The sequence below is a fragment of the Planomicrobium sp. YIM 101495 genome, from assembly GCF_009707665.1.
Lineage (GTDB): Bacteria > Bacillota > Bacilli > Bacillales_A > Planococcaceae > Planococcus.
The window spans coordinates 84,783-108,059 of the sequence record NZ_WLZW01000002.1 but is presented as its reverse complement, the minus strand read 5'-3'; the positions used below and the strand labels follow the sequence as shown (position 1 = coordinate 108,059).

Annotated in this window: 30 protein-coding genes and 2 pseudogenes; 11 read left to right on the top strand and 21 right to left on the bottom strand. The window is 49.2% G+C overall.

Features of this window, described 5'->3' with window-relative positions; translation table 11 throughout:
* Window positions 1-43 precede the first annotated feature (43 nt).
* The 6 genes from GIW82_RS14740 to GIW82_RS09820 all read right to left on the bottom strand — a co-directional run bounded on the left by GIW82_RS14740 (window position 44) and on the right by GIW82_RS09820 (window position 2,707).
* Window positions 44-274, bottom strand: a complete 231-nt coding sequence (locus GIW82_RS14740; RefSeq protein ID WP_195914020.1) for a hypothetical protein — start codon at window positions 272-274, stop codon at window positions 44-46.
* Window positions 271-435 (bottom strand): hypothetical protein, encoded by a 165-nt coding sequence (locus tag GIW82_RS14735; RefSeq protein ID WP_195914019.1) that lies wholly within the window; start codon window positions 433-435, stop codon window positions 271-273. The genes GIW82_RS14740 and GIW82_RS14735 overlap by 4 nt, the downstream gene beginning before the upstream one ends.
* A gap of 340 nt (window positions 436-775) precedes the next feature.
* Entirely contained in the window at window positions 776-1,261 is a 486-nt protein-coding gene (locus tag GIW82_RS09835; RefSeq protein WP_154749782.1) for a hypothetical protein, read from the bottom strand.
* Window positions 1,262-1,373: 112 nt separating this feature from the next.
* Window positions 1,374-1,802: a GNAT family N-acetyltransferase gene (locus tag GIW82_RS09830; protein WP_370456193.1), complete on the bottom strand. Its 429-nt coding sequence runs from the start codon at window positions 1,800-1,802 to the stop codon at window positions 1,374-1,376.
* Between the two features lie 8 nt (window positions 1,803-1,810).
* Window positions 1,811-2,344, bottom strand: coding sequence for a GNAT family N-acetyltransferase (locus GIW82_RS09825; RefSeq protein WP_154749781.1), 534 nt, complete (start codon window positions 2,342-2,344; stop codon window positions 1,811-1,813).
* An 81-nt stretch (window positions 2,345-2,425) separates the two neighbouring features.
* Window positions 2,426-2,707, bottom strand: a complete 282-nt coding sequence (locus tag GIW82_RS09820) for a hypothetical protein (protein ID WP_154749780.1) — start codon at window positions 2,705-2,707, stop codon at window positions 2,426-2,428.
* A gap of 280 nt (window positions 2,708-2,987) precedes the next feature.
* Between GIW82_RS09820 and GIW82_RS09815 the strand changes: the two genes are divergently transcribed.
* The gene (locus tag GIW82_RS09815; RefSeq protein WP_154749779.1) at window positions 2,988-3,212 is read left to right on the top strand and encodes a hypothetical protein; all 225 of its coding nucleotides are present in this window, start codon (window positions 2,988-2,990) and stop codon (window positions 3,210-3,212) included.
* A 218-nt stretch (window positions 3,213-3,430) separates the two neighbouring features.
* Complete coding sequence (locus GIW82_RS09810; protein ID WP_154749778.1) at window positions 3,431-5,299, top strand: heavy metal translocating P-type ATPase; 1,869 nt, start codon at window positions 3,431-3,433, stop codon at window positions 5,297-5,299.
* Between the two features lie 50 nt (window positions 5,300-5,349).
* Here the strand turns inward: GIW82_RS09810 and GIW82_RS09805 are convergent, their stop codons facing one another.
* The 10 genes and pseudogenes from GIW82_RS09805 to GIW82_RS09760 form a co-directional block, all read right to left on the bottom strand.
* On the bottom strand, window positions 5,350-6,126 hold the full coding sequence (locus tag GIW82_RS09805) for a sulfite exporter TauE/SafE family protein (protein WP_154749777.1): 777 nt from the start codon (window positions 6,124-6,126) through the stop codon (window positions 5,350-5,352).
* A 58-nt stretch (window positions 6,127-6,184) separates the two neighbouring features.
* The gene (locus GIW82_RS09800) at window positions 6,185-6,412 is read right to left on the bottom strand and encodes a sulfurtransferase TusA family protein (RefSeq protein ID WP_154749776.1); all 228 of its coding nucleotides are present in this window, start codon (window positions 6,410-6,412) and stop codon (window positions 6,185-6,187) included.
* Window positions 6,413-6,453: 41 nt separating this feature from the next.
* Window positions 6,454-7,581: an MBL fold metallo-hydrolase gene (locus GIW82_RS09795; RefSeq protein ID WP_154749775.1), complete on the bottom strand. Its 1,128-nt coding sequence runs from the start codon at window positions 7,579-7,581 to the stop codon at window positions 6,454-6,456.
* A gap of 1 nt (window position 7,582) precedes the next feature.
* On the bottom strand, window positions 7,583-8,155 hold the full coding sequence (locus GIW82_RS09790; RefSeq protein ID WP_154749774.1) for a sulfurtransferase TusA family protein: 573 nt from the start codon (window positions 8,153-8,155) through the stop codon (window positions 7,583-7,585).
* A 53-nt stretch (window positions 8,156-8,208) separates the two neighbouring features.
* Window positions 8,209-8,505, bottom strand: coding sequence for a rhodanese-like domain-containing protein (locus tag GIW82_RS09785; protein WP_154749773.1), 297 nt, complete (start codon window positions 8,503-8,505; stop codon window positions 8,209-8,211).
* Window positions 8,506-8,524: 19 nt separating this feature from the next.
* Window positions 8,525-8,890 carry a rhodanese-like domain-containing protein gene (locus tag GIW82_RS09780; RefSeq protein WP_154749772.1) on the bottom strand — a complete coding sequence of 122 codons (366 nt, stop codon included), beginning with the start codon at window positions 8,888-8,890 and terminating at the stop codon, window positions 8,525-8,527.
* 21 nt (window positions 8,891-8,911) lie between these two features.
* Window positions 8,912-9,391 (bottom strand): DsrE/DsrF/DrsH-like family protein, encoded by a 480-nt coding sequence (locus GIW82_RS09775; protein ID WP_154749771.1) that lies wholly within the window; start codon window positions 9,389-9,391, stop codon window positions 8,912-8,914.
* 151 nt (window positions 9,392-9,542) lie between these two features.
* Complete coding sequence (locus tag GIW82_RS09770; RefSeq protein ID WP_154749770.1) at window positions 9,543-9,803, bottom strand: metal-sensitive transcriptional regulator; 261 nt, start codon at window positions 9,801-9,803, stop codon at window positions 9,543-9,545.
* Window positions 9,804-9,972: 169 nt separating this feature from the next.
* Window positions 9,973-10,185, bottom strand: a pseudogene (locus GIW82_RS09765) (MBL fold metallo-hydrolase); the annotation flags it as partial.
* A gap of 125 nt (window positions 10,186-10,310) precedes the next feature.
* Window positions 10,311-10,610 (bottom strand): annotated as a pseudogene (locus tag GIW82_RS09760) (low specificity L-threonine aldolase); the annotation flags it as partial.
* 200 nt (window positions 10,611-10,810) lie between these two features.
* Between GIW82_RS09760 and GIW82_RS09755 the strand changes: the two are divergent.
* Window positions 10,811-12,013 carry an MFS transporter gene (locus GIW82_RS09755; protein WP_154749769.1) on the top strand — a complete coding sequence of 401 codons (1,203 nt, stop codon included), beginning with the start codon at window positions 10,811-10,813 and terminating at the stop codon, window positions 12,011-12,013.
* A gap of 45 nt (window positions 12,014-12,058) precedes the next feature.
* Here the strand turns inward: GIW82_RS09755 and GIW82_RS09750 are convergent, their stop codons facing one another.
* Both GIW82_RS09750 and GIW82_RS09745 read right to left on the bottom strand, forming a co-directional pair.
* Window positions 12,059-12,358 (bottom strand): hypothetical protein, encoded by a 300-nt coding sequence (locus tag GIW82_RS09750; RefSeq protein ID WP_370456192.1) that lies wholly within the window; start codon window positions 12,356-12,358, stop codon window positions 12,059-12,061.
* 71 nt (window positions 12,359-12,429) lie between these two features.
* Window positions 12,430-13,596, bottom strand: a complete 1,167-nt coding sequence (locus tag GIW82_RS09745) for a DUF3221 domain-containing protein (protein ID WP_154749768.1) — start codon at window positions 13,594-13,596, stop codon at window positions 12,430-12,432.
* A gap of 108 nt (window positions 13,597-13,704) precedes the next feature.
* On the opposite strand from GIW82_RS09745, the gene GIW82_RS09740 reads away from it, so the two are divergent.
* Window positions 13,705-14,445: a YwaF family protein gene (locus tag GIW82_RS09740; protein WP_154749767.1), complete on the top strand. Its 741-nt coding sequence runs from the start codon at window positions 13,705-13,707 to the stop codon at window positions 14,443-14,445.
* Here GIW82_RS09740 and GIW82_RS09735 read toward each other — a convergent pair.
* Complete coding sequence (locus GIW82_RS09735) at window positions 14,405-15,322, bottom strand: NAD(P)/FAD-dependent oxidoreductase (RefSeq protein WP_370456191.1); 918 nt, start codon at window positions 15,320-15,322, stop codon at window positions 14,405-14,407. The two genes, GIW82_RS09740 and GIW82_RS09735, sit on opposite strands and share 41 nt — an antisense overlap.
* Before the next feature lie 105 nt (window positions 15,323-15,427).
* Between GIW82_RS09735 and GIW82_RS09730 the strand changes: the two genes are divergently transcribed.
* Window positions 15,428-15,850, top strand: coding sequence for a YhfM domain-containing protein (locus GIW82_RS09730; protein ID WP_154749765.1), 423 nt, complete (start codon window positions 15,428-15,430; stop codon window positions 15,848-15,850).
* Between the two features lie 57 nt (window positions 15,851-15,907).
* On the opposite strand, the gene hisC is transcribed toward GIW82_RS09730, so the two are convergent.
* Window positions 15,908-17,017: a histidinol-phosphate transaminase gene (gene hisC / locus GIW82_RS09725; protein ID WP_154749764.1), complete on the bottom strand. Its 1,110-nt coding sequence runs from the start codon at window positions 17,015-17,017 to the stop codon at window positions 15,908-15,910.
* Window positions 17,018-17,191: 174 nt separating this feature from the next.
* Between hisC and GIW82_RS09720 the strand changes: the two genes are divergently transcribed.
* A complete protein-coding gene (locus GIW82_RS09720; RefSeq protein ID WP_154749763.1) occupies window positions 17,192-17,911 on the top strand; it encodes a SurA N-terminal domain-containing protein in 720 nt (239 codons plus the stop codon).
* Between the two features lie 36 nt (window positions 17,912-17,947).
* On the opposite strand, the gene GIW82_RS09715 is transcribed toward GIW82_RS09720, so the two are convergent.
* Entirely contained in the window at window positions 17,948-18,232 is a 285-nt protein-coding gene (locus tag GIW82_RS09715; protein ID WP_154749762.1) for a DUF6509 family protein, read from the bottom strand.
* Window positions 18,233-18,350: 118 nt separating this feature from the next.
* On the opposite strand from GIW82_RS09715, the gene GIW82_RS09710 reads away from it, so the two are divergent.
* From GIW82_RS09710 to GIW82_RS09690, 5 genes are all read left to right on the top strand, one after another.
* Window positions 18,351-18,731, top strand: a complete 381-nt coding sequence (locus GIW82_RS09710) for a nucleotide excision repair endonuclease (protein ID WP_154749761.1) — start codon at window positions 18,351-18,353, stop codon at window positions 18,729-18,731.
* A gap of 123 nt (window positions 18,732-18,854) precedes the next feature.
* Complete coding sequence (locus GIW82_RS09705) at window positions 18,855-19,619, top strand: MerR family transcriptional regulator (RefSeq protein WP_154749760.1); 765 nt, start codon at window positions 18,855-18,857, stop codon at window positions 19,617-19,619.
* Window positions 19,620-19,770: 151 nt separating this feature from the next.
* Window positions 19,771-20,961 (top strand): cation:proton antiporter, encoded by a 1,191-nt coding sequence (locus tag GIW82_RS09700; protein WP_370456190.1) that lies wholly within the window; start codon window positions 19,771-19,773, stop codon window positions 20,959-20,961.
* A gap of 68 nt (window positions 20,962-21,029) precedes the next feature.
* Window positions 21,030-21,884 (top strand): dimethylarginine dimethylaminohydrolase family protein, encoded by an 855-nt coding sequence (locus GIW82_RS09695; protein WP_154749759.1) that lies wholly within the window; start codon window positions 21,030-21,032, stop codon window positions 21,882-21,884.
* 138 nt (window positions 21,885-22,022) lie between these two features.
* Complete coding sequence (locus GIW82_RS09690; protein ID WP_154750013.1) at window positions 22,023-23,273, top strand: ABC transporter substrate-binding protein; 1,251 nt, start codon at window positions 22,023-22,025, stop codon at window positions 23,271-23,273.
* The last annotated feature ends 4 nt before the right edge of the window (window positions 23,274-23,277 follow it).

Here is a 23,277-nt window from a genome sequence, read left to right as displayed (position 1 = left end):
ATCCTTTTTGAAAAAGAGAAGACGCTGTTGAATCAGCATCTTCTCACTTATTTTCATACGCATTAATGTGCTTCTGCATTTTGTACAATTCCTGTGCAGATCCCAAACCGACGACCGTCATGTATGCATTCGCTTCATATCTATCAATAGAAATACGCACCGGAATAAAAATCCAGGTGACGAGCGCAAGGGCACAAATCAGCCCACCCGTCAGATGGTAAATACGTACGCCGAAAAGGGATGCCAACGGAAAGAAGTGCACACCGACAATCAACGCAACGATAATCGAAATAAGTTGCGTGTTTTGCGTCGCGTTGCAGACAAGATGACAATTGCGATTGCAACTCCTTCAGCTGCGAAAATATGGTTGAATCTGATGCGCTGATTTTCGCCTAGCTTCGTACCAGCATTCGATGAAGAAAACTTCTTTGCCAAGCACAGCAACAGAAAGCCCGCTGTGCACAAAGCCGCGCCCAATAAAACGGCAGCAATGAGTAGAGCCGTTTGTGTGCCTGCCGCTCTTTGCGCAATCCTATGATGCCTGTGTAAGCCCACAATGTACCGAAGATCGCCATGAAAAATAAGCCGTTTGCCGTGCCGTATATAGCCGCTCTAGCTGTCATCTGCCTGTCTTTTATCAGCTGCTGTCCCCCTCGTTCGTGCTTTCTAAACTATACATCGAATAGTAGGTATTTTTCTTTTACAGATTATCTCAAACTATTTAGATAATCGTCATCTTTTTTTCTATACAAACTTTTCCTCTTTTCCTACAACCTCACACGCATTCTTCTAGACTCCAAGTAGCAATTTTGTTTCCTGGAGCGGCAACAATTAACCATTCCCCGCCTCCAAAACCTGGTTGATCTCCAACCTGCCAGCATTCATAGTGTTCATCAAACCCATTTACATACAAGAACTTTCCAGAATCAAATGAAATAGACAGATGTGGCGACTCATCCCCGAGCCACACATCCTTCACCTTTTCTCTCCGGCTGCTCAGCAATAATTGGAGCGAATCTTCATCATCCAGTTCGTTCATGTCTTCTCTTGTCAGCAAATTTAATTGTTCAAGCGTTGAAGCAACAGCGATTTCTCTCACTTCAATCGTCAACCACAAAGTATCGGGCTCCTTCATTGAGTAATGAGTAAAAGAGATGCCCAATCCCCCTGGACCAACACCGAATTGAAGACCATCGAGCTGGCTTCCAACAAGCAATCGCTTCAACGCGCGTTCTGCAAAGTCTTTGTCTTCTTTTTTCATTTTTACACACCTTTATTTTTATAAAAATCCTGTTACTTTGTATTTGTAATCTACTCAGAACTTCCTTATGCTCCTTCATATAAACCATGGCGCGCTGCAGCGATCCTCCACATTACTTTCCCCATTCGATGTTTTTACTGAGGAAGACGAGCCGTTCAATTTCTTCGAACCCATTTCTCTTATAAAATGCTTCTGCCGGAATGCCTCTTTCTGTCAGGAGTGCGATATTGTCTATCTCCTCTCCGAGTGACTCCGCCAGGAAATCCAGCAGCGCTTTGCCGATTCCTGTGTTTTGATGACGTGAATCCACGCACATTTCATGGATATAGAATTCATCGCCGCTCCACCATGTTCGCTGTACGCCGAAGACGAAACCGATCACTTCCTCGTTCTCCCATGCTAAAATCCCCGTAAATCCTGGTGTTTCGGAGAAGGCCGTTAAATACTTCCCTGCCTTCTCAAACGTCCATTGGTCGTTCCACGGCTCAGCATTGAACACTTCCATGAATGTTTCGATGCATTGAACCAAATCATTTTCCACATAAATTCTTAACTCCGAGGTGCTGCCTCCTTTCCGCTAAATTTTTCCCTCCGCAGCTCCATCAGCCACTTCGTTCCCTCGTCGATTTCCTTCAGCTTGCGGAAACCGCATTTTTCATAACAGCGGATCGCACGGAGATTCCGCACTTCCGGATCCATGACGATGGCATCCGCCCGCTTCTCCGTAAAGATGAGTTCCGCAAACGCCTTGACCATCCGGGTGCCGTACCCCCGGTTCAAGACGTCAGGCTCCCCGATGAACTGGTCCATTCCGTAAATCAGTTCATCGCTCGAATAACCATAACGTGCGTAGTCTTCTTCCGTCAGCCGGTAACATTGCATGAACGCGAACGGCCGGCCCTCCGCTTCCACGATGTAGGGCTCCACTGCAACGGCTCCGTCAATCCGCGGGCCATATTTCGCGCGCACTTGTGCAGCGCTCGGCGGGGCGGCCGGGTCGCCGAAGAATTCGAGCACTTCTTCCGTGTTCAGCCATTTCGTCATGATATCCAAATCCTTGTGGACCATTTTTCGGATAGTCATACTCTCTTTCCTTTCACAGCATCGTATCAAGTGCTTCTTGTGTTATTTCAGAACAAAACTGCCCCCTAAAGAACGGCCCTTTTATTTATTTCTCCGCTCCAACAATATCGGCGTGATATTCAATAGGATCGATGCAATCGTCAGTACCCATAATGCCGCAGCCATTGTGGGCACTACATCCATCAGCGCAGACCAATCTTCCGCCTTCACCCAATCGCTTACCATGCTGTAGTCTGCGACGACTGTCAGCGCGGTGAATGACAGGCCCAGTGCCATGGCCAATTTATAGTCTTTGCCCGTTGCAAACTGGTACAGGTTGAAACAAGTGGCTGCGATGGCGATCAGCCCGAATACAATCCACATTTTGACGCCCCCTTTATTTTTGAAAAGCCAACCATCCTTAAATATTTGAAGCTATAATGAAGGTTACTGAAGCAATGAAAAAATAACCACCAGAGAGGTGCGGTCAACAATGAAAGATTCCGAGAAACGTCCCCGAAGAGAACGGATTTCACTTATACTGCTCGTTGCCATAGTGGTTGGTGGATTCATCTATTATGATATCTTTCAGACCCCAAGAAACTCGCTGGAATTGTAACAGGACATTTCGTTCGCGGATGATTTCGAAGATGCGCAAAAGTTGATGCTGGACGGCTATGAAGAGAATTTCAGCGAAGAGGATTTCAATTACATCAATGACCTGGAGACTTCCGCTGAAACAGTGAGCCAGTTCACTCTGCTCCAATACAACGACAGGAGCTTTGTCATCATGACTTCACCGGGAACTGAAAAGTTGCATGTGCTGAAAGTAAAAGAGCTGCCGGAAGAAATAAGGGATTATTTTCTTGAGCTTCATGATTCGCCTTGACAGCGCTCCTTCCAATCAAAAAATAAGTTACGGTCATTCCTTATCGCAGCGGAATGACCTACACAATCGGCCCGCAGAAGCCTAATCTTCTACAGGTTTATATGTTTATGAAGGGATGAATAAATTTCGGCGTTACAACTCAAATTGTGCAAATTTAGTTGAATAAACTATTTAGTATTATTTTTAATCAACAATAAAATACATAGGGAGATGAGTGCATGAAGAACTGGAGAACGCATATCGAACTGATTGCTGCAAGTCTATCGGGAATACTGATCGTCATCGCCTATATTCTCGAAGTCCGGTCCATCGAAGTATGGTCGGTCGTCACTTACCTGGCCGCTTTTGTGATCGGCGGTTATGCCAAGGCGGTATATGGCATCCGCAAAACGATCGAACACCGGAAACCGAATGTCGAATTATTGATGGTGCTCGCCGCAATCGGCGCATCCCTTATCGGCTACTGGACGGAAGCCGCCATCCTGATTTTCATCTTCTCGCTCAGCGGCGCGCTTGAAACGTATACCATGAATAAAAGCCGTAAAGAAGTTTCCGCATTGATGCAGATCCAGCCGGAAGAAGCATGGCTGTTGAAAGATGGCGATACGACCCGCGTGTCCGTGTCTTCCCTGAAGCCCGGCGATCAACTCGTCGTCAAGCCAGGCGAACGCATTCCTGCGGATGGGCGTTTGCTGATCGGCCATACGGTAGTTGATGAATCCGCCATCAGCGGGGAATCGGTGCCGGTGTCTAAAGACATTAATGACGAGTTATTCTCATCGACCGTCAATATGAGCGGCGCCATCACAATGGAGATGACCAAGCCGAATTCAGATTCGCTGGTCCAGAAAATCATCGACCTTGTGCAGTCGGCACATAGTGAAAAGCCGCCTTCCCAGCAATTCGTCGAACGTTTTGAAGGTCGTTATGTAAATATCGCACTGATCGTTTTTGTATTGCTGCTGTTCGTTCCGCATTATCTTGTGGGCTGGGATTGGGAGACGACGATTTACCGCGCGATTTTATTCCTGGTAGTGGCTTCCCCTTGTGCACTGGTCGCATCGATCATGCCTGCGACACTCGCCGCGATTTCGAACGGCGCAAAGAGCGGCATCATCTTCAAAGGCGGCGTCCACCTTCAGAACCTCGGAGAAATTCGGGCCATCGCTTTCGATAAAACCGGCACCATCACCCGCGGTCGTCCGGAAGTGACCGACTTTTCCATGCGCGAAGGCATCGACGCTGACCGCATGATGGCCATCATCGCTGGCATCGAGATGCAGTCGAATCATCCGCTCGCCAAGGCGATTGCCGAATTCATCAATTCAAAAGGCATCGAGCCTTTACGTAATCTGCAGATCACCGACGTCCCCGGCAACGGACTGAAGTCAGTCATCGACGGTGAAGAAATCCGCATCGGAAAGCCCGATTTCGTCAACCTTGACGATGCGGAAGAGTTTCAGGGCGGCGTCTTGAATACTTGGGCCAATGAAGGGAAAACCGTGACCTTCGTCCGCGACAGCAAAGGAATCGCTGCCGCCATATCGTTAAAGGATACCGTACGGGATGATGCGAAAGAAACGATTGAGAAATTGCAGAAATCCGGCATCTACTGCATCATGCTGACGGGCGACAACAAGAAAACCGCCAAAGCCATTGCCGAAGAAAGCGGCATGGACGCTTACATCGGCAGCTGCATGCCCGGCGATAAAGTGGAAGAACTGAAAAAGCTGATTGATGAATATGAGTATGTGGCCATGATCGGTGACGGGATCAACGACGCACCCGCCCTTGCCATTGCCACCACCGGCATCGCGATGGGCGAAGGCACCGATGTCGCGCTCGAAACGGCGGACGTCATCCTGATGAAGAACGACCTTTCACGCATCTCCTACTCCATCCGGCTGGCGCGGAAAATGCAGCGCATCATCAAACAGAACATCTTCTTTTCAGTCAGCGTCATCATCGTGCTGCTGATCCTGAACTTCATGCAGTCGATCACGATCCCGATCGGCGTTGTCGGCCATGAAGGCAGCACCATTCTCGTTATCCTGAACGGACTGCGCATGCTGAACCGGAAAATCTGAATGCAAAAAACCGTGAAGCAATTTTCTTCACGGTTTTTCAGCTTTCATTTTTACAGAATATCCATCCAAATTTTAATGGCTGTGCCGAGAATCAGCAATGCCAGGATCCATTGGAGGTATTTCGTGTTCATCTTCTGGCCAATTTTCGCCCCAAGCGGTGCTGCGATGATGCTTGCCACAATCATGACTGCCGCGGGACCATACAAAATCTGATCTGTTACAATCTTACCGAAAGTCGACCCAATGGACGAAATGAACGTGATGGCAAGCGACGTGGCGATCGTCATCCGCGTCGGGATCTTCAGGACGACCAGCATGATCGGCACGAGGATGAAAGCACCCGCCGCTCCAACGATGCCGGCGGCAATTCCGACAATGAATGCCAATGCGGCTGCCAGCCATTTATTAAATGTCACCTGGTCTAAAGGAATGTCATCCACTCCTCGTTTCGGCAGGAACATCATGACAACGGCAATCGTCGCCAGAATGGCATAGACGAAATTGATGGCGCCTTCTGACAAAAGCGTCGAGCCATAACCGCCGATGAAACTGCCGACCAGGATGGCGCCGCCCATATAGGCGATCAATGTTTTATTCAAATAACCGCTGCCCCGGTATGCCCAGACGCCCGCGATGGTGGCGAAAAACACCTGGATGGCGCTGATGCCGGAGACCTCGTGTGCGCTGAACGCTGTATAACCGAGCATGACTGGAATATACAGCAGCATTGGATATTTGATGATTGAGCCGCCGATTCCGACCATACCGGAGATGAAGGAACCGATGAAGCCGATCAGGAAAATGACGATAATAAACTCAAAACTCATCCTTTGTCACCTCTTCCAAAAGTGAAAAGGGCATCATCGCGATACCCTTTACCAACTCTTAGCCTTTCTTGATCCAGAATTTAAGGACGCCGTCTTCTTCTTGTGTATCCAACAATTCGTGGCCGCCTGATTTCGCCCAGGCTGTCATGTCGGCTTTCGCGCCTTTGTCTGTAGCAAGAATCTCGAGGATTTGGCCGGTTTCCAGGTCTTTCATTTCTTTTCTTGTTTTCACGATCGGCATTGGACAAGCCAGGCCTTTTGCATCTAATACTTTATCTGCGGTCATCAAAATCTCTCCTTTTGGGTTTGTGTTTAATAAAAGCTTTATTACCGTACCGCACAACGGTTTGGCCCGATTTCCATTTCACGCTGGACTTCTTCGTCCGGTGTGATTTTGCCCATATTCGTTTTGCGGATATCTTGATAAGCATTCGGCTGCGGCGGCAGGTTTTTCGTTACCATGTCGCGGAACTCCTGCTCGTTTTCGATATTCAAACCGTGGTTTTCTTTGAACAGGTCACCCAGTTTTTTCGCGACGCTTCCGTCTTTATTCAACTCCTCCATGATCATGAAGTGAGCCGGCAAGACGATCACTTCTTCAGCGAGTTCCGCATAGCGGCTGTAAAGCGATTCACGCAGGTCGCCTACCCAGTCTTCCGCAAGGCCGGCAAGGTCCGGGCGTCCGATGGAATCGATGAACAGAATGTCGCCTGTCATCAAGTATTGATCCTCAACGATGAATGAGGTTGAACCGATTGTGTGGCCTGGTGAGTATAATGCTTCAATTTCAATTTTTGCGTCGCCGATAGCCACTTCCAGTCCATTCACCAATTCCGCATAGTCGAATACCACGTCTTCAGCGTCAGCCGGCGGCAGGTAGTATGTTGCCCCAGTTGCTTCCGCGATGCTGCGTCCACCGGAAATGTGGTCTGCGTGCAAGTGCGTATCGAATACGTGCTTGATCTTTGCACCTTTTTCCTGCGCGAAATCCAGGAAGATATCGGTCATGCGCGTGGCATCGATTATGGCGGCTTCGCCGTCAGAGATTGCCATATAAGACAGGCAGCCTTTGCCGATGCGGACGAATTGGTACAATTCCCCGCCACCCTTCAAATCGCCGACTTTCACTGGTTCCAGGTGTTCACTCCACGCTTTCATGCCACCTTCAAGATAGGCTGCATCGATCCCTTCTTCAGAAAGCATTTCCGCCACCATCACAGACGATCCTTCTTTCGCACAAACGACGAGGATGTCTCTGTCTTTCGGAAGGTCTGAAACCATTTCCCCGACTCCGTCCAACAAATCAAAATAAGGTGTGTTCAAATATTGGATATTACCGCCCTCGATTTTCCAATCGGCGAAAGCATCTCCGTTTCGCACGTCCAGGATGAATAAAGGTTCGTTATCAATCACTTTTCGTGCTACTTGTTTTGCTGTCATTGCTGTTACAGTCAATTTAAAAACCTCCTGTTTGTTCAGTTGCGCCGTCCCACTGCGTCATGCCTTCGACAGCATTTTTCACACGAGTGAATCCTTTGTCCGCCAGTTGTTTAGCTGCGAAATCACTGCGGTTGCCTGTACGGCAGATGACGATCACTTCTTTTTCAGCGTCCAATTCTGCAGTGCGGTTTTCCAACTCGCCAAGCGGAATGGAAACTGCACCTTCGATATGGCCAAATGCATATTCTGCCGGTTCGCGGACGTCCAGTACGATGACATCATCACGATTTAACTCTTGCTGCAATTCAGCGTTAGTCACAGTATGCGGGAAACGGATTTCCTCTTTTTCTTCGGACTGGTCTGCTTTACGCAAATAATGCTTCAGCACGTCTCCGTCTTCAGATGAACCAAGATATTGATTGCCGCTGCTTTTCGCCCAGGCTTTCATATCAGCCAATGAACCTTTATCTGTTGCCTGTACTTCGATGACCTCGCCTGGTGCCATTTCGTTCATCGCTTTTTTTGTGCGCACGATCGGCATTGGGCATGCAAGTCCTTTTGCATCCAATAATTTATCTGTTTGAATCATGCCAATTCCTCCTTTTTACCCTCGGGGGTATATCTTCATTTAAAAAAATTTACTTATTCAGTCGGCCCATCCCAGTCCAGCATACCGCCTTCCATATTGACGACCTTGTAGCCGCGGCTTTCCAGCAGTTCTGAGGCCATTCCACTACGTCCTCCTGAGCGGCATACCATGATGTGTTCTTTCGATTTGTCGATATCCTGCAGGCGAAATTCCAATAGACCAAGCGGAATGTTCACGGCACCTGGAATCTTGCCGGCCTTCACTTCTTCTGCTTCTCTTACATCGATAATTGAAACTTCTTTATTCGTATTCATATAATCTTGTACTTCTTTTACAGTCATTGTTTTCATTAGTAAATCCTCCTATGAATTACGGGCGGTAGCTTCCCATGCCGCCTCGGACATTGATGACATTTTCAAAACTGTTTCTCTTCAGGATTGCTGCTGCCTTACTGCTTCGCATGCCACTTTGGCAGATGACAACCGTTTCTTTATTCTTATCAAGTTCACCGACCCTTCCAGGCAATTCGTTAAGCGGAATGTTCTTGAATTCCTTGATGCGGTTCGCCTTGAATTCAGCCGGCGTCCGCACATCGATGAATTGAATTCCCTTTTTCTTCAGTTCGGGTTTCAGTTCATCCGTCGATATCGTTTTGACGCCTTTTGCCGGTGACATGGCGCGGTAAGCGATAAAGACGATGACTGCACCGATTAAAATCATTAACCAGGTATCCATGGTTTCCCTCTTTTCCTTCTATTAGATGAATAGATTCACTTGGCCGTCTTCTGCATCTGCAAGATAAGCGGCTACGCCGGCGTAAGTGACGTCATCCAGCAATTCTTTCTGTTTCAATCCAAGAAGATCCATTGTCATCGTGCATGCCACCAGGTTGATGTCCTGTTCCTGCGCCATTTCGATCAGCTGCGGCATCGTCATCGCATTATGCTCTTTGATGACGTGCTTGATCATCTTCGGCCCCATGCCTGCCATATTCATGTTGGAAAGCCCAAGTTTATCCGCACCGCGCGGCATCATCTTAGCGAACATTTTTTCCAGCATATTCTTCTTCACTGCCGGCGGATTGTCTTTCCGAAGTGCGTTCAATCCCCAGAATGTATGGAAGATCGTTACTTCGTGATCGTAGGCTGCTGCCCCGTTTGCAATAATGTAGGCCGCCATCGCCTTGTCGTAATCTCCACTGAATAAAATGATGTTCGTTGATTTTTTCTGTTCCAATCTATTTCTCTCCTCTTTTTACCCCACGGGGTATAAAAATCATTAAATAAAAAAAGCTTACCGGCTCCAGCAACAAGGAAGTCAAATACCTCATGGGGTATATTAACATCCGAAATGAAAGTTCCTCAACCCGAAAGTTTGACGAACTTTCTTATCTGCTTTTGACAAGCAGACTCACTGCATCTTTTACCAGCTGATCCGTGCTTTCGCCTTTGCTGACACTGTCGCGTACACATTGTTCCAGGTTTTCACTGACAATGACCCCGATCGCGCGGTCAACTGCACTACGGACAGCAGACAATTGCGTAACAACATCGCGGCAGTCATCGTTTTCTTCTACCATGCGCAGTACGCCTTTCAACTGGCCTTCGATCCGCTTCAATCTATTTTGGATTTGTTTATCGTACTCCATCATTCTTGCCTCCCTGTATTGAATCTCTTAACTTTATACCCTGATCGTATACCCATAAGGGTATACAATCAAGTATTTGGCTCATGCACTAAAAATGGATCATTCATTCGCCTGCAGTCAGTTTAAAACTCCAACTTGCCGGCGTCAAGAATTATCCGTTCCTTCTCTATTATACTGCGCAATTGTTCGGACCTGTCTCCATTTCTTTTGCTTCATCTGCCGGCGGATTGATTTTGCCCATATTCGTCTGCCGGATATCCTCATAGGCATTCGGCTGCTCTTTCAACCCTTCCGTCACCCGTTTGATGAACTTTCCTTCATCGTCTATTTGCAGCCCTTCGTTCTTTTTATATAAGACAGATAATTTTTCCGAAACACTTCCGAAATCAAAATTCCAAAGCACCCCGAATTTCTCGTCCTTCAGATTCGTTTCCAGATCCCGAACCGCTTCATCCCAGCTTTTATTCGTTTCCACTGTGTAGTCGAACATGATCGTGCTTCTCTCTGTTCGAACAGCGTCTCGAACGGGATGCCGAGCACCCGCCCTTTCGCAAGCATACCCCCGCGCTGTTTGATGATGCAGCGGAAATCCTTCTTCAGCGCAGGGTTCGTGATGACGACCGCTTCACCGAACAACGCACCGACTTTCGTCCCGCCGATGTAGAACACGTCGCAGAGCGCCGCAATGTCCGGAAGCAGCAGGTCATTGCCTTCGGAGGGCCCGTAGCCGAGACGTGCACCGTCCAGTATGAGCAGTATTCCGCAATCTGTGCAGGCGCGCCGCGGCTCTTCCATCTCGCGCTTCGAAGTGTTTCTGCTTTCTCCTTTTTTGGGGCTCTGTCAACAAAAAACTTCGGCTGCACTTCAATTTTCAGGAAAAACACCTCCATTTCAGCCGATTCAGGGGTTTTACATGGACAAAGTTTGTTATGCTAAAGAGGAATCATAAGCAGGCTTATCATTGGAACAAAACTACACCTTTCTTTCCTGGGAGTGACACAGACACCTTGACTAAAAACAAACCAAAACTATGGACAAAAGATTTCATCACCGCGGCGGCGATCAATTTTCTGCTCACCCTCGTGTTCTATCTCCTTGTCGTGACCATCGCCGTCTACGCGGTGGCGCAATACGATGCTTCGACCAGCGAAGCCGGGCTTGTGACAGGGCTCTTCATCATCGGTGTCTTGATCGGGCGCCTGTTCATCGGACGTATCCTTGATCAAATCGGACGCAAACGCACACTCATCATTGGACTCGCATTATTCACCTTGACCGCCTCGCTGTATTTCGTGGAAATCGGCTTATCATTCCTGGTGGTTACTCGTTTCCTTCACGGCATCGCACTTGGTATCGCGAGCACCGCAGCCGGCACCATCGCTGCACAAATCATCCCGATTTCCAGAAAAGGCGAAGGCATCGGTTATTTCAGCATGAGCGCAACGCTCGCTGCTGCAGTCGGGCCTTTCATCGGACTGATGATGAGCCAGTACTCCAGCTACTCACTGATTTTCACGCTCTGCATGCTGCTTGGTGTGTTCACTCTTATCGTCTCGCTGTTCGTTACTGTCCCACCAATGGAACAGCCGCCTAATCTTGACGCAAAGAAAGGATTCCGGATTTCCAATTACATCGAACCAAAAGCGGTGCCGATCGCCTTCATTACCTTCGCGGTATCGCTCGGCTATGCTAGCGTCCTATCGTTCATCAACTTCTATGCGCTCGAAATTGACCTTGTCGAAACTGCCAGCTTCTTCTTCCTGGTGTATGCCATCTCGATCCTCGTGTCGCGTCCGTTCACCGGGCGCCTGATGGATTTGAAAGGGGCAAACTTCATCATGTATCCGGCTTTCCTGATTTTCGCTGCCGGATTATTTTTTCTCAGCACAGCGGATAGTGGCGTGGACTTGTTGATTGCGGCTGCCTTGATCGGTCTCGGCTTCGGAAATATGCAGTCGACCACTCAAGCAGTGGCAATCAAGCTGACCCCACCGCACCGGATGGGACTCGCGACTTCGACATTCTTCATCTTTATGGACGCGGGGCTCGGCTTCGGTCCTTACTTGCTCGGCTTTCTCATCGCTTCGACTGGCTACAGTCAGCTCTATGCCATCCTGAGCGGCTTCATTTTGGCAGTCGCCGCCCTTTACTACTTCCTGTATGGCAGAAAAGAACGCGCTCTTGCAAGTGCTTCTTTGGACGAAAACTGAAACAGCTGCGCACCCCCTATTTCTGGGAGTACGCAGCTGTTTTTTTTAGTAATGATCATTTTTGATCCGCTTGAACGTCGTGACGAAATGATCCGGATCCACATGCGTCTTATACGCATGAACACCGCGGTGCGTGTGCAAATACAGCAGACTCGTTTGTTCCGAAAACGATTTGTAGGAAACGTCCCAAACATTGGCAAGTGCGTATTCGGTCGTCGAAGCGATGAGCGTGTCTTTGTAAAGGCGCAGTTCGTATTCCTTCTGCACCATCTTGATTTGGCCGGCTTCGATGGACCGCTCCGTATCCACACATGGAAGCATCGACAGCATATTCAGATCGTCCACCTATTCCGCCCCCCGTATCCCTTTGTGAGCAGTTTACCCCAGCTCGCCAAACATGCGCAACTGATAGGCGTTCAATCCGGGAGCACGACTTCGAACGATTCCCCGTCCTGATTCAATTCGATGAGCCATTCCCCGCTCGCCGCATCGTATTCAACACGGTTGATCGTATAATAGCGCATCTCTTCCCCAGGGGATGTTTCAAGTGCCTGGCGAATCACTTCAGCATCTGTCCGCTCAGCTCCTTCAGGCTGATAAGCCGGCAGCACCCGTACGACAATTGCCGTGCCTTGCCCTGGATCGGACGTAGCGATCATTCCTGTCGATTCTACGTTGACACGCTGGCCGACTTCCAATTTCTCATCCGCATCCGCAAAGTAGAAATTGGTGCTGCCGACAAGGATTCCTTCTTCCTGCATTTCCGTAATATACAGGCCTTCCTCTGGCAATTCCGCTACAATCGCTGGTTCTGGGTAATGGACATCCGGTTCACCCGGAGCTGGTACCATTTCGCCGTATACTTCAAATGTCACCTCCTGATCTGGAAACGCTGCTTTGAATTCTTCTTGCTGCTCCTCGCTCATGAAATTATGCTCGATTCTCAGCGCTCCCGTGATCGTGTCTGCAGCAATCCCGTAATTCGCAATGTCCGGCCGGTGATTCGCTTCCTGCATCGGACGCAGCTTCTTACTTGCTCTGTAGCTCCAATCTTCCAAGTCCTTCTGGGAATGCTCACTCTGAAAAACATAGATCGGCTCTGCCAATATCTCGCCTGCATCCACTTTTTTCTGTAAAATCGCGAGCCATTCATCCAACCGCTCATCCAGCTCTTTCACACCGAACCAGATACCGGACTGATCCGCCCCGCTCGCCTGATTTTCATAGAAGACGATGCCTGCTTCATTGACTCCCTCGTAGCCACCGTATACTTCTTCCAGCGCAGTCGTCGCCGCAAAGCCTTCGATGTTTTGGACAGCGATATCTTCTGCAAGCTCCTCTGTCGGTTCACCCATATAGCCGTCCTTAAACGTTTCGTCTTCCTTCACCGCGGTTGCCTGTTCATCGCGCTTCGTCGTATCCGTCGCCGTCTGTTCGAGCGAAGCGATGATTTCCCGGCCGCTGACGATATTCTTCTCCACTGATTCTTCGCCCCCTGATGCTGGTGGATCAGACGGCTGCTCTGCAGTTCCACAAGCTGCCAACATACTTGCCAATCCGATTGTCATCATCACTCTTTTCATCTGGATCCAGCCCCCATTTTTCACTTGATATCCAATTAGACGGAGCGATGCTTCCAATGTTACAATTTAGCCAAATAATTCTGTCTTTCCTCCGAAAGGGGCATTGAGATGAGCGATTGGTTCGGTTTGACCTCTACTTCCATGTTCGAGCCGTTTGGATTGAGTCACTGGCTCGTGCTTTTGATAGCGACTGCTGGACTGTTCATTCTTGTCAGCGCGAAAAAGCCATTGCAGCATTCCCCGGAATCCTTCCAATGGCTGCGCTGGCTTTTATTTACGCTACTCGTACTGTCGGAAGTTTCCTACCAAATATGGACCATCTCCAACGGCATCTGGAGTTTTGCCGCCCATGTTCCGCTTCACTTATGTGGTGTCGCTTCCATCACAGCGGCCATCGCGCTCGTCACGCTGAACAAACGGTGGATCCAGATTTCTTTTTTCATCGGTATCGCGCCGGCGTTCCTGGCACTTGTGACACCTGACGTGCCCTACGATTATGAGCATTACCGGTTTTGGAAATTCTTTGTCCATCACACCACCATCCCGTGGGCATGCTTGTTTCTTGCGCTCACGAAGCCGCCTTTCATCACGTTCCGTTCGGTGTTCTTCGTCTATGGTTTATTGCTTGCCTACGCCTTCGTGATCGGCGTCTTCGTCAATCCGCTGATCGATGCCAATTATTTATATTTGGAGCAGACGCCTACAGCTGACACTTTGCTGAACGTCTTCGGGGAAGGATGGTTCTATTACATCAACCTGTCGCTCACTGCACTCGGCGTCTTCTTGTTGCAGTACGGCGTCTGGCGCTTCATTCACGATCGAAATATTCGTTCGTCAAATCACCGTTGACGCCGATTGCGGCCGCGCTTCCGTTGCCGGCGGCGATAATCAGCTGGGCTGGGACGATTTGCGCTGCATCTCCAGCAGCATAGACGTTCCATACATTGGTCCGGCCGTATTCGTCCGTCGTAATGCCGCCGTATTCGTTTTGCTTGCAGCCGAGCTCCTTCGCAAAGTCTGCAGCGTGCGTCCAGAGCGGTGTCGTGAAGCCGCCAGACCGTTCAATCAACGTTCCGTCTTCAAGCCTGACATTACTCAACTGCCCGTTTTTGCCTTCCAGTCCATCGATGCGCTCTTCCCTTACGATGATGCCTTTCGCTTCGAGCCTGGATTTCTCCGACTCTTCCAAGCGTCCTTCGCCGTTCGTGAACACGACGAGATCCTTGCTCCAATTGTACACTTTCTTCGCAAGGTCAAAGACCATCTTGTCCGCGATGACAGCAAGCGGCTGCTCCTGCAACTCCCACCCATCACAATAAGGACAGCTGAACAGGCTCGTCCCGTAAAATTTTTCGATATCGGGAATGTTCGGCAGCTTTTCCTTCAGCCCGACCGCAATGATGATCTTGATGCTGTGGTAAACACTGCCATCCGCTGTCGTCAGTTCATAATGCGTCTCAGTCACGCGATTGATTCTGATAATCCGTTTCGGCTCGATGTCCACACAATCGTATTTCGCTACATCTTCACGTCCGAGCCGTTTCAATTCTTCCGGTCTGATCCCGTCCCGCGTCAAAAAACCGTGTGACTCCCGCGTCACGAGATTGCGTCCATGATCATCATCGAATACAATCGTCCGGCGCCGCGATCTACCGAGCACAAGCGCCGCATTCAGTCCAGCAGGGCCGCCTCCGATGATGGCACATTCGTATATCATCGCATTCATCCTTTTTCTCTCGGTTTTCCCCTTCACCCCGCTCGTAAACAAAAGGCTTGGAACTTTCCATTCACACGCACGTCTGTTTAGATAGAAGAAAGGAGGGTTTCATCAATGAAAAAATTCCTCACTTTCATTTCACTTTCGATCTTGTTACTGGCCGCTTGCGGCACAGATAACGCCGATACGTCAGATTCCAGCGATAAAGGAGATGAGCAGAACGTGACTTCCATTTTTGTAACTGACGCAAGCAACCTTGGTTCAACGGATAAGACATTCGAGAAACAAGAAGACATCGAAGCTTTCCTGACTGCTTTCGAGCGGGGCGAATTCCACGAAGGCCCGACAACCGCTGAAGCACCGAACTACCGCGTGACGCTCACGCATGATGGCGGTTCGACGGAAGAGTATTTGCTGTGGGTGCGCCACGGCAGTCCCGGCGGACGTTATCAGACAGTACCCGCTTCATTGACGGGCGTCTATATCTTGACGGATGAAGATGCGGCAAAACTCGGCAATCTTCTTGCCGAGCGATAATAAAAAAGAGAGGCTGCAGGAAAACGAATCGTTTTCCTGCAGCCTCTCTATCTCATTTTACACACGTGATGCAAGCAGACTCCCTAACACCTCGATGAAGTATGCATTTTCTTCCGGCGTCCCGATCGTTACACGTACATGCTGCGGTAAGCCCCATGTTTTACCGTAGCGGACGATGATGCCTTTTTTCATCAATTCGTCGTAAATCCGTTCACCGTCCGATCCGACTTCCACCAGAATGAAGTTGGCCATCGTCTTCGTGTATGACAGTCCGAGCTCTTCGAATTTACTGTAGAACCATTCGCGCCCGTCGCGGTTAGCTGTATACGAATTTTGGACGTGCTCCGTATCTTCGATAGCTGCAGCGGCAGCGATCTGCGCAAGACTGTTGACGTTGAAAGGCTCTTTCACTTTCAGGATCGAGGAGATGATCGACTTGGATGCAAGGCCGTAGCCGACACGCACGCCTGCGATTCCGTAAATTTTCGAGAACGTCTGAAGCGCGACAACCGGATAGCCTGCTTGGACAAATTCCACACCGTTCGTGTAGTCCTCGGCATCGGCATACTGGCTGTAGGCGCCGTCAAAGACGACAAGTACATGCGCTGGCAACGCGTCGAGGAGACGTGCAACTTCCGCTTTCTTCAAGTACGTGCCAGTCGGGTTGTTCGGTGAGCACAAGTAGACGATCTTCGTGTTGCCCGTGACCGCTGCGATTAACGCGTCGATATCGTATTCGAAGTCTGTACTGAACGGGACAGGCACGACTGCAGCGCCCATGATATGTGCACCGAAATCATATTCACTGAAAGATGGAGAAGGTACGACAATTTCATCGCCCGGGTCGAGGAACGTTTCGGAAATGAGCGTAATGAGCTCATCCGCTCCGTTCGTCGTAATGACTTGCTCTTTCGTGACACCGTATTGCGCAGCGATTGCAGTCTTCAGATGACTTGCATCCGCATCCGGGTAACGGTTCAAGTCAGCCAACCCATCCTGGATTGCTGCGACAGCTTTCGGTGATGGGCCGAGCGGGTTCTCATTGGAAGCCAATTTGATGACGCGGTCGAGTCCGAGTTCTTCCTGTACTTCCCAAATCGGTTTTCCTGGCGAATATGGCTGAATCGTTTCCAATGTTTTACGCGGGTTGATGTGATTGTTTTCCATGTGATTCCCTCCATCTGTTAGACTCTCTGGTGAAAGTTCAATATTTCTACTATTATAACAGTCCGTGCACGCAAAGCAACGGACCTTGCACTCATAAGTAGTGATAAACCATTGTATCCTTACAATAAATATGGTTTACTTTAACGAGAAAACATCTAAAGGAGCCTTACATTCATGAAAAAATGGTCATTCGTTTTAACACCTTTCTTCCTGGCTTTCGTCTTGGGAGCTTGCTCAGATAATGAAGAAACACCTGCTGAAGATCCTGGAACTGAAGAAGCGACAGAACAGAAAGCAGTTACCGACTCTGTGGAACAACCGACCGATGCTGTCGTCGTGACAGTAAACGGAGAAGAGATCAATGGCAACGTCTTCAACAGTGTTGCGCGTCAGCTGACAGCTTCACTCGAGACGAAAGGCCAAAAAGCCGACAGCACTGAGAACATCACCTTGATCAAAGAACAAGCACTTGCCGTCATCGTCGGCAACAAACTGATCATCCAAGATGCTCTTGCCAATGGGCACGAAGCAGATGAAGAAATAGTCGAATCCCGCATTGAAGAGCTCAAAGGCAGTTTCGAAGATGAGGAAGCAATGAACGCTTCGCTCGAGAAAGCCGACTTCACGCTCGACGATATGCGCGTACAGATCCGCGAGCAGTTGCTATATGAAAGCTATGTCGCGGAAAACATCGAAGCCGCGGAAGTGACAGACGAAGAAGTACAAGAAGCATATGATGGATTCGCTGAAGCGAGCACGGAAGAAGAAACACCTGCGTTCGAAGAAATGGCACCGATCATCCGCCAATCACTCGAGCAGCAAAACGTTTCGGATGCCGTGTATGATCGCATCGATGAATTAAAAGCGGAAGCTGACATCGAAACACACATCTAAAGAGAAAAATCCGTGCGGACATTCCGCACGGATTTTTTAGTTCCCGATTTTCGAACGGCAAAATGCCGCAACTTCCGCTTCTTCGTCTTCTTCCAGACCGAATTCCAAAACTTTCTCTGTCAGTTTTCCGACGAAGTGATGCTGAGCGACCCACGCCTTTTCTCCATCAATCGCAAAGATCAGACGCAGTTCCACGCCGCCTTCCTGGTACAGTTCATCGTCTTCTTCCACTTCGATATCGATCAAAAATTCATAACGCTGTCCGGCCATGATGCCAGTCGGGTCGTTAATGATATGATATTCATAATTTGTAATGTCCATATTGCCACCTCCATCCCCCATTTTACCCGTCAAACCGAAATTTGTGTAGCGTCATTGCCATCATTCATCTTTTTGCACTTTTATGCTATAATGAGCGATATAAAAAGGACGTGATAACATGATTAACATTACACCACCAAAAGCAGATATCACCATCACTCAGCGCAAACAGGAAATCACTGGCGACGAGGCAGTCATCAAGCCGATCTATGGTTTCATCGACTTGCACGAAATCCCTCGTGACAAAGGCGGCATCATCCAATTCTTCAATCATAGCGGAGAATTACTATTTGTCGGCAAGGCACGTAAATTGCGCCAGCGCGTGAAGAAGCATTTCGATGACAGCGTGTCACCGTTGAAGAATCACCGCGACGAAGTGCATCGCATCACGGTCTCGATCGTTGAAGACCCGATGGAGCGCGAGATTTACGAAACATATTTGATCAACGCACACAAAGCAAAATACAACGTAGACAAAGTCTTCTACAAAGAAGATTGATCAACTCCCGCAATGGATATTCCATTGCGGGTTTTTTTGAACTTTTACCAGGAATCTTTATGTACACCGCTTGACCTTGCCGTTACGTCAAGGTGTAAAGTCAACTTATCAGGAGGTGGCAACATGGAATATACCATCCAGAAACTTGGGAAACTGGCAGGAATCAGCTCGCGGACGCTCCGTTATTACGATGAGATCGGCTTATTGAAGCCTGCGCGGAAAAGCGCTTCCGGCTACCGGATTTACGGCGAGATGGAAGTGGATAAACTGCAGCAGATTCTCTTCTACCGTGAACTCGGACTGGACCTCGGCAGTATCCAGGACATCGTCAACAACCCGGAGTTCGATCGTACGGCCGCTCTGTATTCGCACCGGCAGCAGCTTCTTGCTAAACGGAAACAGCTGGATCTCCTGATCAGTAATGTGGAAGCCACCATTTCCACAGCGGAAGGAATGATTGAAATGGCTGATGACGAAAAGTTTGAAGGCTTCAAGAAACAACTTGTGGCAGACAATGAGCAACAGTACGGCAGCGAGATCCGCAGCAAGTATAGGGACGAACCGGTCGATAAATCCAACGCCAAATTGCTGAACATGAGCGAAGCACAGTACAAGGCATTCAAGCAACTCGAACAGGAAGTGCTGGATACATTGGCAGATGCCTGCAAAACCGGCGACCCGGCAAGTCCAGTTGCTCAAAAAGTTGCGGAACTTCACAAGCGCTGGCTCTCCTTCACCTGGCCGAGCTACAGCAAGGAAGCACACGCAGGACTCGCGCAAATGTACGTGGGTGATGAACGTTTTGCTGCCTATTATGAACGCGCGTATCCGGGCGCAGCAGAATTCCTGCGGGACGCGGTATTGATTTACACAGAGCAGGACCAGTAATTGCATGAGAAAGAAGAGCCGGTTTAGCTGCCAGTTCTTTTTTTATGGGGCTTTATCGCAGGTATGAGGTTTTCGTAAATACTTTCCCCTTTGTTTAACCGACCACCCGAATGGGAACAAGCAAAGGTAATGAGATGCTGGAGGTGACCATGTGAGCTTGCTGCATGTAATCGTCTTTTTGTTCATCGGATTTCTCGTCTTTACAATCGATAAGAAACAGGAAAATTTCCCGGTGCCTGTAGCTTTGCTGCTGGTCGGCTTCGGGCTGTCTTTTTTCACGTTCTTTTCGGACATCCGACCGACACATGAATTGATCCACGACTGGTTCTTACCGGCTGTGTTATTTACCGCAGCTTATCAATTCGATACAGCTTGGCTGAAGAAGAATGCCGGCGTCATCGTTTTGATTTCGACTGTCGGGCTATTGGCGGCGGTTTTTCTCCTCGGCTCTTCGATTTACTTGCTGAGCTTTGCTTCGCTTTCGTTCGCAGGAGCACTTGTCGTTGCGACCATTCTTATGCCGAGCGATTCCGTTTCAGTCATCGCCATCCAGCAGGAAAGTGAACGTGACAAGAAGGTCGAGGAGATCGTCGAAGGTGAATCTTTGGCAAGCGATGGCATGAGCACAGTCGTGTTCACGACGGTTTCTGCCATGTTTCTGATGGATCAGTCGTTCCAGATCGGGACGTTCTTGATGGATTTCATTGTCAAAGCAGGTGGCGGTCTCGTCATCGGTGCGATCTTCGGCTTTCTTTTCAGCCGCGTGCTGCACTTGATCCGCCATCACCAATACCAAGTGATGCTGAGCATCATTCTGGCATATGGCAGCTTTTACCTCGCAGAATCCTTGCACATGGCTGGGCTGCTTGCGACAATTTCCGCTGGTCTATTCCTTTCCCGTGCAATGGAACGTTCGCGGCATGAAGAGGATTATCGTTCTTATTTGAACGGGTTCTGGGAAGTCGTCGAGCCCGCGATTCTGTCCATTTTGTTCTTGTTGATCGGGACGGAATTCCTCGGCTTTTTCCATTGGGAACATAGTTGGGCCGTCGCCCTTACGTTCCTTTTGATGCTGCTCTGCCGTTTCGTCATCGTTTGGGCGGCATCGTCGATTCTTCCACGCTACCGGAAGCAATTGAAGTTCAGCGAAAAGTTACTTGTCACCTTTTCAGGAATCAAAGGAAGTGTCTCTGTCGCACTGTTGCTGAGTCTTGCCACTTCTGCTGAAACAGATGCAGCCGATGCTGTCCTGTCATTGACATTCGGTGTGATTTTCCTATCGATCCTCATTCAAAGCTTACTTATCCACCCGATTTCGAAACGTATAGCAGACTCTGACTAAATGATGTTTCAAAACAGGGTGAAAGAGGAAATGGAATAGGAAAAGAGGAATCATCAGGAGGAACCACTATGTCTACTCATGCAAAAGAATCATCATCTGCCCGTTGCCGCAGCGAATACGATCGTCTGCAGCGCGTTTTGTTATGCCCACCGCATTTTATGGAAATAAAAGACGTGATCAATGACGTGCAAAAGAGATACAAAGAAGAAAACATCGATACAGACAAAGCGACTGAACAGCATAATGCATTCATCAAGGCATTAAGAGAAAATGGAATTACCACTGAATTCCTCACCCCTTCGCAGGAATACCCTGAGCAAGTGTTTACACGAGACATCGGCTTCACGGTCGGGGAACAAGTCTTCATCGGGGAAATGGCGGCCGATATCCGCCAAGGTGAAGAGACGGAGCTGCAGAAGTGGCTGTCGGCGCAAGGCATCGCTTCCAAGCGACTAGATGGCAGCCGTGTAGAAGGGGGCGATGTCATGCTGGACGGCGACCGGTTGTATGTCGGTATCAGCAGCCGCACATCCGGGAATGTCGTCAAACAACTTCAGGCGAAACTGCCTGACTTCGAAGTCATCCCAGTCGATTTCGATGAAAAGTATTTGCATTTGGACTGCGTCTTCAACATTCTCTCTCCGACAGAAGCGCTTATTTTCCCGGAAGCTCTGTCTGAAGAAACGGTCGCAATTCTCGGGAGGCGCTACGAATTGATTACTGTCAATGCGGAAGAACAATTCAAGCTCGGCACGAATGTCCTATCGATCGGCGACCGGCGCGTCTTCAGCCAACCACAGAACATAGAGGTCAACGAACAGCTTAAGAAACATGGGTTCCATGTAATTGAATGCGATTTTTCAGAGATCATCAAGTCAGGCGGCGCTTTCCGTTGCTGCACGATGCCGCTTGAACGCGTCTGAACGAGACGAGCCGTACCCATTCCAGGTACGGCTTTCTTTTTCGGATAATTCCCCCTTTTGACGAAAGGGTTTTTCAGCTCCCATCACGAAAGCATATATTAACAAATTTTGATTCCAAAGGAGGAAGTTGTCATGTCGATGTGGAAGAAGCCATTCTTTTCTTTTTTATTTGTACTGGTGCTGGTCCTTGCGGGGTGTGCGGGTGAAAGTCCGGATGGTGATGGTGCTTCAGAAGATGGGACTACCATCAGCTTTATTCATTGGCGCGGCGAAGACAAAGCAGTCTTCGATGATTTAATCGCTCAATTCGAAGACGAATTTCCGGAAATCAACGTAGAAATGAACATTTATCCTTCCGAGCAATATCAGGCGACCGGTCAACGAATGCTGACGGACGGCTCGACCGGAGATGTGTTCACTTCCTTCCCGGGCGCGCAATTTGAAGCGATTGCTGGAGCCGGGTTCTTCGAAGATCTGACCGGTGAAGAGTTCGTGTCGAATTTCGATGAAGGCTTGATTTCGGTCGGTGAAAAAGACGGTAAGCAACTGGCGCTGCCGTATCAGCTCGTCTTCAATATGCCGGTCTACAACAAAGGCATGTTCGATGAGCTTGGACTGGAAGTGCCAAAGAGTTGGACCGAATTCCAGGAAATGGGCGATACACTGCTTGAAAATGGCATCACCCCGATTGCTTTTCCTGGGGCTGATATCGGGCCGAACCAGTTCATGAACAGCATGATGATGAACAACGCCCCGGATGAGGATGTGTTCGTGAAACTACAAAGCGGAGAGGAATCGCTGACGAACGAATGGTGGGTCAAGACACTTGAGGATTTCCAGCTGCTTGAAGAGAAAGGCTATATCCAGCCGGACTCCCTCGGCACAAGTCAGGATTCGGCCATGGCGATGGTTGCCAACGAAGAAGCTGCCATGCTCGCGACAGGTTCTTACCACATGGCTTCCCTGCTCGATCTGAACCCCGATCTGCAGCTTGATTTACTGGCGCCGATCACAGTCGAAGAGAGTGAGGCGCAGTATGAAGGCATCAATACGGCGACGTTCATGCTCGCCATCAACAGCAATTCCGAGAAGAAAGAACAAGCGAAGGAGTTCGTGGCATTCTTATCACGGCCAGAAGTCGCTTCGCAGTACGCCAACGAAACCGGACAGCACTTGACCGTCAACGGCGTGGAATATGAATCGGACGTGCTGCAAAACACGGCGTATTGGATTGATGAGCGCACGACACGCTTCCAGCCGCGCTTCCTGATTACCAATGCACAGATCGAAGCGGCGGTTCTTAGCTCGATCGAGAATGTGCTTGGCGGCGGCGACCCGATGGAAGCTGCGGAAGAAGCTCAACAACTTGTCGAAGAAAACAGGAAGTGACACG

Excerpts from the sequence above, each read along its gene's own strand:
- GIW82_RS09835 (WP_154749782.1), bottom strand. The coding sequence starts at position 1,261 with ATGAAAAAAGAAGACAAAGACTTTGCAGAACGCGCGTTGAAGCGATTG.
- GIW82_RS09825 (WP_154749781.1), bottom strand. The coding sequence starts at position 2,344 with ATGACTATCCGAAAAATGGTCCACAAGGATTTGGATATCATGACGAAA.
- GIW82_RS09820 (WP_154749780.1), bottom strand. The coding sequence starts at position 2,707 with ATGTGGATTGTATTCGGGCTGATCGCCATCGCAGCCACTTGTTTCAAC.
- GIW82_RS09815 (WP_154749779.1), top strand. The coding sequence starts at position 2,988 with ATGCTGGACGGCTATGAAGAGAATTTCAGCGAAGAGGATTTCAATTAC.
- GIW82_RS09810 (WP_154749778.1), top strand. The coding sequence starts at position 3,431 with ATGAAGAACTGGAGAACGCATATCGAACTGATTGCTGCAAGTCTATCG.
- GIW82_RS09805 (WP_154749777.1), bottom strand. The coding sequence starts at position 6,126 with ATGAGTTTTGAGTTTATTATCGTCATTTTCCTGATCGGCTTCATCGGT.
- GIW82_RS09800 (WP_154749776.1), bottom strand. The coding sequence starts at position 6,412 with ATGACCGCAGATAAAGTATTAGATGCAAAAGGCCTGGCTTGTCCAATG.
- GIW82_RS09790 (WP_154749774.1), bottom strand. The coding sequence starts at position 8,155 with ATGATTCAAACAGATAAATTATTGGATGCAAAAGGACTTGCATGCCCA.
- GIW82_RS09785 (WP_154749773.1), bottom strand. The coding sequence starts at position 8,505 with ATGAAAACAATGACTGTAAAAGAAGTACAAGATTATATGAATACGAAT.
- GIW82_RS09780 (WP_154749772.1), bottom strand. The coding sequence starts at position 8,890 with ATGGATACCTGGTTAATGATTTTAATCGGTGCAGTCATCGTCTTTATC.
- GIW82_RS09770 (WP_154749770.1), bottom strand. The coding sequence starts at position 9,803 with ATGGAGTACGATAAACAAATCCAAAATAGATTGAAGCGGATCGAAGGC.
- GIW82_RS09745 (WP_154749768.1), bottom strand. The coding sequence starts at position 13,596 with ATGAAAAGAGTGATGATGACAATCGGATTGGCAAGTATGTTGGCAGCT.
- GIW82_RS09740 (WP_154749767.1), top strand. The coding sequence starts at position 13,705 with ATGAGCGATTGGTTCGGTTTGACCTCTACTTCCATGTTCGAGCCGTTT.
- GIW82_RS09735 (WP_370456191.1), bottom strand. The coding sequence starts at position 15,322 with ATGAATGCGATGATATACGAATGTGCCATCATCGGAGGCGGCCCTGCT.
- GIW82_RS09730 (WP_154749765.1), top strand. The coding sequence starts at position 15,428 with ATGAAAAAATTCCTCACTTTCATTTCACTTTCGATCTTGTTACTGGCC.
- hisC (WP_154749764.1), bottom strand. The coding sequence starts at position 17,017 with ATGGAAAACAATCACATCAACCCGCGTAAAACATTGGAAACGATTCAG.
- GIW82_RS09720 (WP_154749763.1), top strand. The coding sequence starts at position 17,192 with ATGAAAAAATGGTCATTCGTTTTAACACCTTTCTTCCTGGCTTTCGTC.
- GIW82_RS09715 (WP_154749762.1), bottom strand. The coding sequence starts at position 18,232 with ATGGACATTACAAATTATGAATATCATATCATTAACGACCCGACTGGC.
- GIW82_RS09710 (WP_154749761.1), top strand. The coding sequence starts at position 18,351 with ATGATTAACATTACACCACCAAAAGCAGATATCACCATCACTCAGCGC.
- GIW82_RS09705 (WP_154749760.1), top strand. The coding sequence starts at position 18,855 with ATGGAATATACCATCCAGAAACTTGGGAAACTGGCAGGAATCAGCTCG.
- GIW82_RS09695 (WP_154749759.1), top strand. The coding sequence starts at position 21,030 with ATGTCTACTCATGCAAAAGAATCATCATCTGCCCGTTGCCGCAGCGAA.
- GIW82_RS09690 (WP_154750013.1), top strand. The coding sequence starts at position 22,023 with ATGTGGAAGAAGCCATTCTTTTCTTTTTTATTTGTACTGGTGCTGGTC.